At 61.2% G+C, this 12,582-nt stretch carries 12 protein-coding genes; 6 read left to right on the forward strand and 6 right to left on the reverse strand.

All coding sequences use genetic code 11. From position 1 onward, the window contains the following. Nucleotides 1-52: 52 nt before the first annotated feature. The gene (locus tag BTW08_RS10395; RefSeq protein ID WP_075562461.1) at nucleotides 53-784 is read right to left on the reverse strand and encodes an SDR family oxidoreductase; all 732 of its coding nucleotides are present in this window, start codon (nucleotides 782-784) and stop codon (nucleotides 53-55) included. A 172-nt stretch (nucleotides 785-956) separates the two neighbouring features. Here BTW08_RS10395 and BTW08_RS10400 point away from each other — a divergent pair, with 172 nt between their 5' ends. The 3 genes from BTW08_RS10400 to BTW08_RS10410 all read left to right on the forward strand — a co-directional run bounded on the left by BTW08_RS10400 (nucleotide 957) and on the right by BTW08_RS10410 (nucleotide 4,164). Next, nucleotides 957-1,841 (forward strand): LysR family transcriptional regulator, encoded by an 885-nt coding sequence (locus BTW08_RS10400; RefSeq protein ID WP_075562462.1) that lies wholly within the window; start codon nucleotides 957-959, stop codon nucleotides 1,839-1,841. A gap of 227 nt (nucleotides 1,842-2,068) precedes the next feature. Continuing rightward, the gene (locus BTW08_RS10405) at nucleotides 2,069-3,052 is read left to right on the forward strand and encodes a DUF1852 domain-containing protein (protein WP_075562463.1); all 984 of its coding nucleotides are present in this window, start codon (nucleotides 2,069-2,071) and stop codon (nucleotides 3,050-3,052) included. Nucleotides 3,053-3,132: 80 nt separating this feature from the next. Further along, nucleotides 3,133-4,164, forward strand: coding sequence for a methionine synthase (locus BTW08_RS10410; protein ID WP_075562464.1), 1,032 nt, complete (start codon nucleotides 3,133-3,135; stop codon nucleotides 4,162-4,164). Nucleotides 4,165-4,279: 115 nt separating this feature from the next. Here BTW08_RS10410 and BTW08_RS10415 read toward each other — a convergent pair whose 3' ends face one another. Further along, a complete protein-coding gene (locus tag BTW08_RS10415; RefSeq protein ID WP_083627812.1) occupies nucleotides 4,280-4,633 on the reverse strand; it encodes a GNAT family N-acetyltransferase in 354 nt (117 codons plus the stop codon). Between the two features lie 206 nt (nucleotides 4,634-4,839). After that, nucleotides 4,840-5,751 carry a LysR family transcriptional regulator gene (locus tag BTW08_RS10420; protein WP_075562465.1) on the reverse strand — a complete coding sequence of 304 codons (912 nt, stop codon included), beginning with the start codon at nucleotides 5,749-5,751 and terminating at the stop codon, nucleotides 4,840-4,842. 136 nt (nucleotides 5,752-5,887) lie between these two features. Here BTW08_RS10420 and BTW08_RS10425 point away from each other — a divergent pair, with 136 nt between their 5' ends. Together BTW08_RS10425 and BTW08_RS10430 are read left to right on the forward strand one after the other, a co-directional pair. After that, nucleotides 5,888-6,916 carry an NAD(P)-dependent alcohol dehydrogenase gene (locus BTW08_RS10425; RefSeq protein ID WP_246837701.1) on the forward strand — a complete coding sequence of 343 codons (1,029 nt, stop codon included), beginning with the start codon at nucleotides 5,888-5,890 and terminating at the stop codon, nucleotides 6,914-6,916. Between the two features lie 346 nt (nucleotides 6,917-7,262). After that, a complete protein-coding gene (locus BTW08_RS10430) occupies nucleotides 7,263-7,739 on the forward strand; it encodes an NYN domain-containing protein (protein WP_075562467.1) in 477 nt (158 codons plus the stop codon). A 209-nt stretch (nucleotides 7,740-7,948) separates the two neighbouring features. Here the strand turns inward: BTW08_RS10430 and BTW08_RS10435 are convergent, their stop codons facing one another. Further along, the gene (locus tag BTW08_RS10435; protein WP_075562468.1) at nucleotides 7,949-9,472 is read right to left on the reverse strand and encodes a DUF2252 family protein; all 1,524 of its coding nucleotides are present in this window, start codon (nucleotides 9,470-9,472) and stop codon (nucleotides 7,949-7,951) included. Nucleotides 9,473-9,810: 338 nt separating this feature from the next. Here BTW08_RS10435 and lldD point away from each other — a divergent pair, with 338 nt between their 5' ends. Further along, nucleotides 9,811-11,007 carry an FMN-dependent L-lactate dehydrogenase LldD gene (gene lldD, locus BTW08_RS10440; RefSeq protein ID WP_075562469.1) on the forward strand — a complete coding sequence of 399 codons (1,197 nt, stop codon included), beginning with the start codon at nucleotides 9,811-9,813 and terminating at the stop codon, nucleotides 11,005-11,007. A 178-nt stretch (nucleotides 11,008-11,185) separates the two neighbouring features. Here the strand turns inward: lldD and BTW08_RS10445 are convergent, their stop codons facing one another. Further along, entirely contained in the window at nucleotides 11,186-11,578 is a 393-nt protein-coding gene (locus BTW08_RS10445; RefSeq protein WP_075562470.1) for a hypothetical protein, read from the reverse strand. 420 nt (nucleotides 11,579-11,998) lie between these two features. Beyond that, a complete protein-coding gene (locus BTW08_RS10450) occupies nucleotides 11,999-12,556 on the reverse strand; it encodes a TetR/AcrR family transcriptional regulator (RefSeq protein WP_075562471.1) in 558 nt (185 codons plus the stop codon). Nucleotides 12,557-12,582: the final 26 nt, after the last annotated feature.

The following is a 12,582-nucleotide window of genomic DNA, read 5'->3' on the forward strand; positions in this document are numbered from 1 at the left end:
TGTAAGCTTTCGTATCATCACAATTGTAAAATTTCGTCTCGTATCAAAGTAGCTAGTTAGGCAACGCCGTCGGGCGAATCGTGATCTCGGTGGTATCGACGCTAGCCGGCGCTTCGATGAGTTGGCGTACGGCACGGGCGATGTCACTGGGCTGCAGGGCAACGGCGCGGTACGCGTCCATGAAGGCAGCTGTCTCGTCGTGCGTGATAGTCGAAGCGAGGTCGCTGGCGACGACGCCGGGATTGACGCAGGTCACGCGAATATTCGAACTCTCCTGGCGCAATCCATCTGAGATCGCGCGGATCGCGAACTTGGTGCCGCAGTAGACCGCGCCGGTGGGTACGGTTTGTAGCGCGCCGATGGAACCGATGTTAATAATTTGCCCCTCAGCCTGACGCTCCATTACCGGCAGCACGGCGCCGATTCCCCACAGCACGCCCTTGATGTTGACGTCGACCATGCGCTCCCATTCGTCGAACTTGCCAGCGGAAAGCGGCGAGAGCGGCATGATGCCGGCGTTGTTCACCAGCACGTCGATACGCCCCCAATGATCCAGCGCAGTTTGGGCGAACGCGGCCATGGCGTGTCGATCCGTGACGTCCAGTGCGCGCACTTCCACGGTACCGCCGTTCTCGCTAATATCCGCCGCGATCTGCTCGAGTTTGTCGATGCGGCGCGCACCCAGTAGAACGTTGGTCCCGGCGGCGGCCAGTTCTCGGGCGATACCCTCACCGATTCCGCTGCTGGCACCCGTGATCAAGACGATTTTGCCTTTGATGCTCATGGTCTTCTCTCCTGTTGTCTCTGGAATGCGTTCTGTAATGAGCTCTGGAATGAGCTTTGAACCGAACTCTGGAGCGAACTCTCGTTCGGCTCCGGTGAGCAACAAGATAGGGTGCGAGACTGTTGAACAGAATATGCTGAACGCTGGACACATCGGTTAGCTAGGTTTACCAATGAACAATAATCTCAGTCTCCTGACAATGTTCATCGCTGTGGCAGAAGCGGGAAACTTCCGCGCTGCCGCCGACCGGCTGGGTGTGACGCGCTCCGCGGTAAGCCAGGGTGTCCGGCGCCTCGAAAGCGCGTTGGAGAGGCCGCTCTTCAACCGGACCACGCGTAGTGTTCGGCTGACGCAAGAGGGCGAGCGGTTACTGCAGGCGGTTTCCACTCCGATGGCGGAAATCACGGCCGTGCTGGAGGCCACGCTGGATTCGCCTGAATCGCCCCACGGCATGCTGAAGGTCACGGCGACGTCGATTGCGGAGCGGTTTCTGTCGGGGCCGCTGATCGCTGATTTTGTCGAGGAGTATCCCCACGTCACGCTGGATGTGACGGTGACCGACGAGGAGTTCGATATCGTCGCGGGCGGGTTCGACGCGGGAATCAGACTCGGGGAGGTGATCGAGCAGGATATGGTTGCCGTCCCGCTGACCGGGGAACAGCGTCAGGTCGCCGTCGCTTCGCCGAACTATCTGGCTCGCCACGGTCGGCCGATGTACCCGCAGGAGTTGACCTATCACCGCTGCATCGGTTGGCGTCCGCTACCCGAAACGGCGCCGTATCGATGGGAGTTCGAAGACGACGGCAGGGCATTCGACGTGTCGGTCGAGCCGCAGGTGACCACCAACGACATGCTGTTGATGATCCGGACATCGCTTGCTGGCGGCGGCATCACATTCGGGATGGAAGAGACGTTTCGACCCTATATCGAGCGCGGTGAACTGATCACGATCCTGGATGAGTGGCTGCCGCCTTTCGCCGGCTTCTATCTCTACTATCCGAGCCGCCGCGCCGTCACGTCTAAGCTTCGCGCCCTGATCGATCACGTTCGCGAGTAGCGATAGACGGCACGCCGACCCTGGCTTCCAATCACATCATGAGCCTGACTCATGTTCGGGTGAAATCATATCGCTTTTCATGCATCCACAGGCTCTGGCATAAAGAGCGCATCCGCTTCGCTGACAGCCGCCACGGGCCTGTCGGTCGATACGCCAGATATTGCATTGATGGGCGCTGGGCCTTCTGACGGTGCCAGCGCTCTCTATTACCAGGGTGCCTGTTCGCGATGAGTCACGATTTCACATTCGATATCAAGAGCGTGCGGTTCGACGAGCATTACCGTCCGGCCGAGAACACGCGTACGACCACCAACTTCGCCAACCTGGCAAGAGGGGAGCGTCGCGAGGAAAACCTGTGCAATACCCTGACGATGATCGATAACCGTTTCAATGCCCTGGCGCACTGGGACAACCCCAAGGCGGATCGCTACGCCGTCGAGCTCGACATCATCACCGGCGAGCTGAGCGTGGGGGCCGAGGACGAGGACGACACCTTTCCCGCGATCGAGATGCTGAAGACGACGATCATCGACAAGCAGACCGGCAAGCGCATTCCGGGCATGGCGGGGAACAACTTTTCTTCCTACGTGCGCGACTACGACTTCAGCGTGTGGCTCTCGGAGCACAACCAGGATCGAGCCGAATTCGGCATCCCGGAAGGGTTTGGCGATCTGCACGGCAAGCTGTTCAAGCGCTTCGTCGACTCCGACGCCTACCGGGCTTCCTTTAGCAAGGCGCCGGTCATCTGTCTCAGCGTCTCCAGCAGCAAGGTCTATCGCCAGACCGACAATCGCCACCCGGTGCTGGGCGTGGAATATGAAAACGACGAGTCCTCGCTGACGGATTTCTACTTCGGCAAGATGGGCCTGCAGGTGCGCTACTTCATGCCGCCGCATGCCGTCGCGCCGCTGGCGTTCTATTTCTCCGGCGATCTGCTGGCCGATTACACCGATCTCGAACTGATCAGCGCCATCAGCACCATGGAAACGTTCCAGAAGATCTATCGCCCCGAGATCTACAACGCCAATTCGTTGGCAGGCAAGATCTACCAGCCCAGCCTGAAGCATCAGGACTACTCGCTGACGCGTATCGTCTACGACCGTGAAGAGCGCGGCCAGTTGGCCGTCGAGCAGGGCAAGTTCACCGAGCGGCACTTCATCAAGCCCTACCGCCACGTGCTCGAGCAGTGGTCGGCCAACTACTCCCTTTGATCGACCCGTTCCAACGACTCTTTTTGGTCAACCCGTTACAACGACATCCTTTGATCAACCCGTTATTAAGGTCATTTTGTATGAAGACTTTGTTGCCCACGTCGACGGCCGGTAGCCTGCCCAAGCCCGCCTGGCTGGCCCAGCCCGAGACGCTCTGGTCGCCGTGGAAACTGCAGGACGAGGAGCTGGCCGAGGGCAAGCAGGATGCGCTTCGTGTCTCCCTGCACGATCAGCAGCGGGCCGGTATCGACATCGTCAGCGATGGCGAGCAGACCCGTCAGCACTTTGTCACCACCTTTATCGAGCACTTGAGCGGTGTCGATTTCGAAAAGCGCGAGATCGTCAAGATCCGCGACCGCTATGACGCCAGCGTTCCTTCGGTGGTCGGTCCGGTGGCGCGCGAGAAGCCGGTTTTCGTGGAGGATGCCAAATTCCTGCGCCAGCAGACTGACCAGCCGATCAAGTGGGCGCTGCCCGGCCCGATGACCATGGTCGATACGCTCTACGATGGCCATTACAAGAGCCGCGAAAAGCTGGCCTGGGAGTTCGCCAAGATCCTCAACCAGGAAGCCCGCGACCTGGCCGCCGCCGGCGTGGACATCATTCAGTTCGACGAGCCGGCCTTCAACGTCTTCTTCGACGAGGTGAACGACTGGGGCATCGCCGCCCTGGAAAAAGCCATCGAAGGGGTCGAGTGCGAAACCGCCGTGCATATCTGCTACGGCTACGGCATCAAAGCCAACACCGACTGGAAAAAGACGTTGGGGTCGGAGTGGCGGCAGTACGAGGAAATCTTCCCCAAGCTGCAAGCGTCGAACATCGATATCGTCTCGCTGGAGTGCCAGAACTCCCACGTGCCGATGGAGCTGATCGAACTGATCCGCGGCAAGAAAGTGATGGTCGGGGCGATCGACGTGGCCACCAACACCATCGAAACGCCGGAGGAGGTTGCCGAGACGCTGCGCAAGGCGCTCAAGTTCGTCGATGCCGACAAGCTCTATCCCTGCACCAACTGCGGCATGACGCCCTTGTCTCGACGGGTAGCCCAAGGCAAGCTCAGCGCTCTGAGTGCTGGCGCGGAGATCGTTCGGAAGGAGCTCGCGGCTCGATAGCGGGGTTCTATTCGGCGACGGCGACTTGGATTTGTTGCTCGGATAACGTGCCGATGCGATGCCTTCGATCATCGCTCGTGGCCCAGCATTAGGCGAAGAATGATCGCCCCGATTGTCAGATCAGCGGCTTGTGCATGAGGTAAAGATCGTCGTGCGGATACTGAACGATGCCAGTGTGCTGCCATCCGTGTCGGGTGTAGAGGTTTTGGCTGTCTTTCGTCGTCAAATAGATCGTGTGTTCGCCTAATTGCTGTGCCGCGTGTTCTACCGCCTGGATCAACAGACCGGCGACGCCGTTGCCGTGATGATCGGGATGAACGAAGACGGCGGCAAGCCAAGGCCTGAGATCAGGTCGAAGCTCGCAGTCGTCTTCGAATAGGCTCGCCATGCCGATTGGCCGGTCAGCGATGTGTGCCACGAACGTGAGCGGGATTTCCTGATCCCGGGCCGATCGCCTGAAGCGCTCCAGAGTGCTTACGGGTGTGCGCGTCGAACCGACACCTCACTGGCCGTAGGTCCAGGCCGCGCAAGCATCGATAAAGTTCGGGCGATCAACGAGCGAGCTGATTGTCACAGACATGAAATTCTCCAGGATTCATTCTCTGAGAAGGGAAGTTGGAAGGGCACGTTTCCACCGGTATTTCCGCCATAATGCACGCTCGCGCTTTTGTTATTTTAGCTGTGAGAGTCTTTGATTGGCGGCTCGGTCATGAAATCGACGAAGGCTCTCAACGCGCTGGGCATGTGTTCGCGGTGTGGATAGTAGAGGTAGAACCCTGGGATCGACGGCGTCCATGAGGGGAGGACGCGCACCAGCTCACCGCTGTCGAAATGGGTTTGCAGATGATTCTGTGGCAGATAGGCGAGTCCGGTGCCTTCCAGAACTGCCGCGACGATCAGGCTGGTGTCATTGAGGGTCAAGGCGTAGCGAACCTGTAGATCGAAACGTCTATCGCCCTCCTGAAAAGTCCAGGCGTACAAGGCGTTCGAGTCGCTCCAACGGTAGTTGATGCAGATGTGCTTGTGGAGATCGGCCGGTACTTCCGGTGGCGAGCGTCGAGCAAAGTAGCTTGGTGCACCCACCACGGCCATGTTCAGTGCAGGCGTCAATTGTCTGGCGACCATATCCTGTTGCAAGCGCTCGCCCGAGCGAATGCCCGCATCGAAGCCTTGCGAGACGATATCGGTCAGCGTGTCGTCGATGACGAGGTCCACGTTGATACGAGGATAGCGCTCCAGAAAGGCGTGAAGTCGTGGCACTAGTACGAGCTGGGCTGCAATGCGCGGCAAATTGATCCTGACCGTGCCTTGTGGTGAGGCCTGAAACGCCGCCGATTCACGCACGGCCTGGCGGATGTCGCTAATCGCCGGCTCCACACGTTGCAGTAGACGTTCACCCGCTTGGGTGAGAGATACGCTGCGGGTGGTGCGACTCAACACTCTGACCCCCAGCCGCGTCTCCAGTGAGCGAATGGTGTGACTCACCGCCGAGGGTGACATTCCTAAGCGTGACGCAGCACGGCGGAAACTCTGCGATCTGGCAACCTCCATGAACGCGATGAGTTCGGCAATCTCCTTCCCGTTCATATCCTGTTTCCGTTCATATTGCTGTCTCTCATTCATCACTGCGTGTCGATTGATGCGTATTATAGTGCGCTCGCCGTCGTGGGATAGTCTCGCCACGCTGTCGACGACCGTCGGCACCCTTCGATGGAGAGCCAACATGATGAGAGCGATACGGCGTTGGGAGATGGACGCGATCGGTCGTGAAAGACTGACACTGGCCACCTGTGAGAAGCCACGCCCCGCGGTGGATGAGGTGCTGGTCAGGGTGGGGGCCGTCTCGCTCAACCACCGCGACAAGATGGTGATCGAGAGTGGCAGGGGACTATCGCTGGCTTACCCCTTCACGCCCGGTTCCGACATGGCTGGCACCATCGTCGAACGGGGGGAGCAAGTGAAGGGGTTTGCCGAGGGAGATCGGGTCATCTCCGTGTTCACGCCCGACTGGATCGATGGGCGTCGACCGGGTAATGCGCGAACACCGGCCTATCGTACTTTGGGCGGATTCTACCCCGGCGTTCTGAGCGAATACGTGACCATGCCTGCCGCCTGGCTGGTTCATGCGCCGCGCACTCTGGATGATGCCCAGGCCAGTACCTTGCCCTGCGCCGGGCTGACGGCCTGGTTTGCGCTCGTCGAGAGAGCCGGCGTCAAGGCTGGCGATCGGGTGCTGATTCCGGGTACCGGCGGCGTGGCGCTATTCGGTCTGCTCATCGCGAAGATGAGCGGGGCAGAGGTGATCGTTGCCACCCAACCGGAGAAAGGTGAACGGGCGTTGGCGCTGGGAGCCGATCATTGGGTGGATCGTTCCCGCGATGACTGGATGGAAGCGGTATACGCGCTGACCGATGACGAGGGCGTGGATCATGTGCTCGACGTGGTTGGTGGCGATAATCTCGGCGTCTCCGTCCAACTGGCTGCCGTGGGTGGGCACGTATGCCAGATCGGGGCGTTGGCCGGATTCGATATCGCCTCCCCAGCCATGCCGCTGATGCTCAAGGACGTCACGATTCACGGTATTGGCACCGGTAGCCGGCGAGCGCTCGAGCGCTTCGTGCGGGCGGTGGATCAAGCCCGGCTCGAGCCGGTCATCGAGGCGCGCTATACCTTTGCCGAGCTGCCTCAGGCGCTGGATCATCTGGACCGCAGGCCGTTTGGCAAGATCGTGATCGACGTGCATGGCGACTGACCTCGGTGCGGTGGGGCGCTGGTCTAATAAGCCGGCTTGATCATGCGGCGTCTGACGACACTACGGCTCGAGCGCGTCGCGGAATGGTGGCGCCATCCACGGAGCCTCAAGATCAGGCGTCGTCTCCTTGCGTTGGCGGATCGATATCCGCGTGTCTGGCTGCGCAGGTCCCATGGGACGGGGTGCGTTCGCCAGTGACCATCGCCCCCCTCGTCAATCCGGGTGTGAAGCGTTGCACGTCAGCCTTTCCTTCTGATCGCATCAGGCGCCGGGCACGGTACCATGCACGTAAGCCGACGCCCGCCTTCCGAGACCGGCGCCTCACTGCCTGCCGGGAATCCCTGCCATGACCACCGTTGCCATCTTCGTCGACACCCAGAACGTCTACTACACCGTGCGTGATGCCTACGCCAAACAGTTCGACTATCGCCGGTTCTGGGCGAAGGCGACGGCGGGCCGGGAGGTGCTGGCCGCCCGCTGCTACGCCACCGATAAAGGCGACGCTAAACAGCGCGGTTTCCAGAACACGCTGCGAACGATCGGTTTCGAAGTGAAGTTGAAGCCGTTCATCCAGCGTGCGGATGGTTCCGCCAAGGGCGACTGGGATGTGGGCATCACGCTCGATGCCATCGAGTACGCGGCGCAAGCAGACGTCATCGTGCTGGTTTCCGGCGACGGCGACTTCGACCTGCTGGCGCGGAAGATTCGAGAGGTGCACGGCAAGCGCGTCGAGGTCTACGGCGTGCCCAAGCTCACTGCCAATTCCCTCATCAATGCCGCCAGCCAGTTCATCCCCATCGAGGGCGATCTGCTGCTGGGTTGAGGTGGAGCCGGAAATTGGCGGCCGGTGTCATCGAGCGAAGCGTGAATGCCTCCATTTCAGCCGAGCTGATTGTCACCGGCATGGAATGCTCCACGAACGACCGAGGAATTCTCGACGGTTCTCGGTTGACGGTGCCAACGCCAAAGCGAACTGCTCAGGAATCCTTACTCGTTCGATGACACCGGTGGCCGCCGCGCATCGGTGTCATCTCACCGATGCACCCAGTCCAGATGCTCGAACGCGCCGCGGGCGTGATCCTCGCGGAATATCGCATGATCGCGGCGCACGCGGTCGGCGGATTCGATGGCAAATTCCACCATGTCTTCGATGAACAGTGCCGACGGGCCGATGGAGTCGACGATCGCAGGCTCGACGTCGTAGTCGATCCTGCCGGACTCATCGGAGAGGGCGTGCACGCGGGCGAGCACCCCGCCACAGATACGGGCGTACTCCCTCCATTCGCTCTTGGAGAGATCGTCGAGGTCAATATCGTCCCGGAACGGGGCGCGCTCTCGCGACATGTAGCTCTGCCCGTCGAAGCGAGCATGACCATAGAAGACATCGCCGCGCACGAGATGGACGGCCTGGGCATGGCTGATGCGTTCGGCAAGCGTGTCCATCTCGTAGACGGAAGGCGGTACCAGGCCGGAAAGGGCGGAGCGCCGGGCCTGCTTGTACTCGATGATCAGGTCGTCCGTCCCGTCACGTTGTGGGCCTTCGATCAGCACGTAGTAGCGGTTGAGCCCCAGCGAGGCGGTGCCCTGGTCGAGACGTATCGCTACGTCCTTCACGTGCATACCATTCTTATCTCGCCCTCGGGCCCGTGCCGGCACGTCGATGTGGTTCTCTTTGATCAGCCGGTCGGTAATTGCCTGGAATTCGTCCCGCCGCGACGAGATCGGTATCAGCTTCTTGGTCGGGCGGAACCCGCTGCGTGTCTCGTCGAGATAGTCATCCATCAGCCACTCGGCGCGGTTCTCGTCGGCGTCCTCGAACAGTTTGCGAATCAGCTTGGGGGCGTTGTCGAAGCGCATCTCTTCGTCCTGCTCGTGGCCGTCGCGGGCCAGACGCTGCATCGCGTCGATGTAACCCTTCACGAAGTGGCGCACGACCTTGATCCGGTGCTTGCGCTTGAGCTCGCCTTCGGTTTCCGTGGCGATCATGAAGCCGACCGCGCCGCGCTTGATGTCCCAGGTGAAGGGGGCGTAATAGGCCTCGTCGAAATCGTTGACCGAGAAAATCGGCACGTTACTGGCGTTGGGCATGACGCCGAAGTTTTCGGGATGGACGTCGCCGAGCGCCAGCACGGTCGGCATCCAGGCATCGTCGCCGGCCATGTCGCGATAGAACAATAGCGCGGTGCCGCGAAAGAACGAGAACAGCGAATCCGATAGCTTGGCGAACTTGACGCCGGCTTCTTCGGAGCCGTTGGCGATGCGGGTCTGGTGATCTTCGCGCAGCGTCTGGCGCACGTGCCGACGACGCTCGAAGCCCGTCAGTACGCGCGGGCGCAGCACGAACTCGCCGTCGGCCACGGCTTCAGCCAGGCGCTTGAACGTCTCGAAACGCGTCGCGACTTCGGGGGCCGGTTCCTTGGGCGCGGGTTCCTCAGATGAGTGCCGCTCCAGCGCCGCCGCCAGTTCTTCCTTGCTCATGGAAGAGCGTCCCGGGATATCACGCTGCTGAGCACGTTCGTATAGCGCTTGGCGCGTGGGGGTCGCTTGCTGGGTCATGGGCGCTCCTTGCCTGTCCGGTTTGCGTCTGATGTCGATAGATCGTGATGTGTCCAGCATGCCCGAGTTGAAGGGACAACGCATGTTTGCCCCTTGCGGTAGCGAAGGCGCCAGGTATCCATCGAAACAGCGCGTCGGCGGATGATGTTCGACTAAAGTCACGATCTCCCGTCCGCTTTTCTGCGAGGGGAGTTGATACGCTACGTTCAAACGGTCTCTTTCTCATCGCCGTCTGCGGCGAGCGTCTCTTTCATCGCTCCCGAACCGAGCGTTTCTTTTCACCGCTCCCGAATCGAGCGTCTCTTTCATCGCTCCCGAATCGAGCGTAAGGCGAATCCATGATCATTTCAGGCCCTTCCGATTACCGGCGCGCCGCTCAGCGGCGTGTTCCCCGGTTTCTGTTCGACTATCTCGACGGCGGTGCGGTGACCGAAAGCACCATGCGCGGCAACGTCGAGGCACTGCAGGCGATTCCGCTACGCCAGCGGGTGCTGCAGGGCGGCGGCACGCCGACGCTTGAAACCGACGTGCTCGGCAGCCGTTGGCAGATGCCCGTGGCGTTGGCGCCGGTCGGCGCCACCGGGATGTATGCCCGTCGCGGTGAAGTGCAGGCGGCGCGCGCGGCGGAGAAAGCGGGTGTTCCTTACACGCTCTCGACGGTGTCGGTCTGCTCGATCGAGGAGGTCGCGAAAGGCGCCCAGGGTGAGCTCTGGTCCCAGCTCTACGTGCTGAAGGATCGCGGGTTCATGCAGAATGCGCTGGAGCGCGCCTGGGCAGCCGGCATGAAGACGCTGGTGTTCACGGTCGACATGCCGCTGCCGGGCTCGCGCTATCGCGATCGTCACTCCGGCATGTCCGGACCCCATGCCAAACTTCGCCAGGCCGCTCAGGCCTTGATGCATCCCCGATGGGCATTCGATGTCGCGTTCAAGGGCAAGCCGCTGTCGTTCGGCAATATCGAAGCCTACACCGGCCGCCAGATGAACATGGACGACTACATGGGCTTTCTGGCCAAGAACTTCGACCCCTCCATCAGCTGGAGCGAGCTGGAGTGGATTCGGGACAGCTGGAAGGGCAACCTGATTATCAAGGGGCTGCTGGACAAGGAAGATGCGCGAGATGCGGTACGCATGGGGGCCGATGGGATCATCGTCTCCAACCACGGCGGGCGGCAGCTCGATGGTGCGATTCCCACCGCCCAGGCGCTGCCGCGTATCGTCGAGGCGGTCGGGGACGAACTGACGGTATTGGCGGATTCCGGCGTTCGCTCCGGTCTGGATGTGGTCAGGATGCTGGCGCTGGGCGCGAAAGGGGTGCTGCTCGGCCGCGCTTACGCCTACGCGCTGGCGGCCGAAGGTGAGCGGGGCGTCTCGCACCTGCTCGAACTGATCGCCGCCGACATGCGCGTGACCATGACGCTGATCGGCGCCCATTCGCCGGCCGATATCAGCACCGATCATCTGGAATCGGTCGCGAAAGAGCTGAAGAGCGAGCAGCGCCCTGCGGTCGCGGAGCCCGATACAGCGGCGTTCTGAGGGTCGCCGCTGGCGGGCGAGCGGTAATTCGCTGGTCGTCGACGCCAGTGATCGGCAGGCGATGTCAGCGAAGTCTCCGAAGTTGCCCAAGCGGCGCGGCACGGAAGGTCTGGCTTTTTCGTCGCTGAGCGGTGATGTACTGACAGGCGAGAACAAGTCCGGTTTCAGACAGTCTGCATCATTGAACGCTACCGATATTGCGATCGGCCTCGGTACCCTCGAGCATCAACGTGGTTTCCTCGACTCGTAGAAAGCGCCCGTCTATATCCAGTTCCGCGAACAGGTAGACCTCCTGCACGACGTGGGTGCCGTCGCGTCGTGCAATGTGGACCCGGTGGCGGTCGGCGTAGCGGTTGCCATCCCGTAGTTCGTCCAGCATCTCGATTCGGGCCGATGCGACGATTTCGCGAAGTTTCTGCGCGTGGCGGGTAAATCCTGCGCGATCGTCCCAGCATCCGTTGGTGCGCTGGCGATAGGCGGGGCTGAAATGGCGGTCAATCACCGCTTCCAGCGGGAGGTCCTGGCGGTTGAGCAGTTCGTCTAGAACGGAATGGATGTTCGTAGCCGACATTTTGTTTTCCTCAATGTGAGCTGAAGTCGATACTCTAGGTGAACTGGAATGGCGCCTGTGTGCCATAAAGGACAATCGATACGCTTTTGGCGCCAACCATAAACGACCCGCTGATTTCACCGGTTCAGGGTTCCGGCGATGACGGCCGGCTCTTGCTGGCGGTCTCGCGTCGTGCCGGAGCGCCTCGCACCACACCTCGCCACCAGCATGGCCGAGGGTAATTGCTGGGTGCGACGCGAGGGCTTCTGTCGATCGATGCAGGAAATAGCCACTGGGTAGTACCGGCCACACACGCCGTCTGGATATCCCCGAACGTGGCGCATCGATGCGCTCTCGCTATCCGAAGGCATAGCGAGAGTCCGCAAAGCAACCTGCGATGGGTCGCCACAAGCGCTTCGAAGGCGCGCCGATACGGTGTCGTCAGGCGCCGACGCGATCGTTCAGAACGGCACCGGCGATGACATCGAACAGTCGGTCCGCACGGGGCGCGTGCGAGGGCTGCTCCCGCAGCCAGGCGAGCGCCGCGATGAGATCGAACAGCTCCGCGCCATCCAGGTCGCCCCGGGCCTTGCCCTCGGCTTGCGCACGGGCGAGAAGCGCCGTGCCTGCGGCTCGTAGCATGACGCACGAGGCATGAAGCGCGGAATCCGTGTCCTCGATAGCGTCCATCATCAACGCGATGATGCCACGCTGGCTGTACGTGAACTCGGTGGTTTCCTGCATCCACGCGACGAGGGCTTCGTCGGCGGAGCTTGATTGCTGAAGCGCTTCAGCCCGCGCTGCCAGCGCCTCGAAGCTGGCGCGCAACAACGTTTCCAGCAAAGCCTCTCGCGTCGGGAAATGTCGATACAGCGTGCCCAGCCCGACGCCGGCCTTGCGCGCGATGTCGCGCAGTGACGCGTCGGCTCCCTGGTCGGCGAAGACCTCGCCAGCAACCGCAAGCAGACGGTCGTAATTTTTCCGGGCATCAACTCTCATCGGTAAACCTTGACAAAGTGGAACAG

Source organism: Salinicola sp. MH3R3-1 (genome assembly GCF_001937155.1).
Lineage (GTDB): Bacteria > Pseudomonadota > Gammaproteobacteria > Pseudomonadales > Halomonadaceae > Salinicola > Salinicola halophyticus.

Coding starts and splice junctions, on each gene's coding strand:
- BTW08_RS10395 (WP_075562461.1), bottom strand. CDS start 784: ATGAGCATCAAAGGCAAAATCGTCTTGATCACGGGTGCCAGCAGCGGA.
- BTW08_RS10400 (WP_075562462.1), top strand. CDS start 957: ATGAACAATAATCTCAGTCTCCTGACAATGTTCATCGCTGTGGCAGAA.
- BTW08_RS10405 (WP_075562463.1), top strand. CDS start 2,069: ATGAGTCACGATTTCACATTCGATATCAAGAGCGTGCGGTTCGACGAG.
- BTW08_RS10410 (WP_075562464.1), top strand. CDS start 3,133: ATGAAGACTTTGTTGCCCACGTCGACGGCCGGTAGCCTGCCCAAGCCC.
- BTW08_RS10420 (WP_075562465.1), bottom strand. CDS start 5,751: ATGAACGGGAAGGAGATTGCCGAACTCATCGCGTTCATGGAGGTTGCC.
- BTW08_RS10425 (WP_246837701.1), top strand. CDS start 5,888: ATGATGAGAGCGATACGGCGTTGGGAGATGGACGCGATCGGTCGTGAA.
- BTW08_RS10430 (WP_075562467.1), top strand. CDS start 7,263: ATGACCACCGTTGCCATCTTCGTCGACACCCAGAACGTCTACTACACC.
- BTW08_RS10435 (WP_075562468.1), bottom strand. CDS start 9,472: ATGACCCAGCAAGCGACCCCCACGCGCCAAGCGCTATACGAACGTGCT.
- lldD (WP_075562469.1), top strand. CDS start 9,811: ATGATCATTTCAGGCCCTTCCGATTACCGGCGCGCCGCTCAGCGGCGT.
- BTW08_RS10445 (WP_075562470.1), bottom strand. CDS start 11,578: ATGTCGGCTACGAACATCCATTCCGTTCTAGACGAACTGCTCAACCGC.
- BTW08_RS10450 (WP_075562471.1), bottom strand. CDS start 12,556: ATGAGAGTTGATGCCCGGAAAAATTACGACCGTCTGCTTGCGGTTGCT.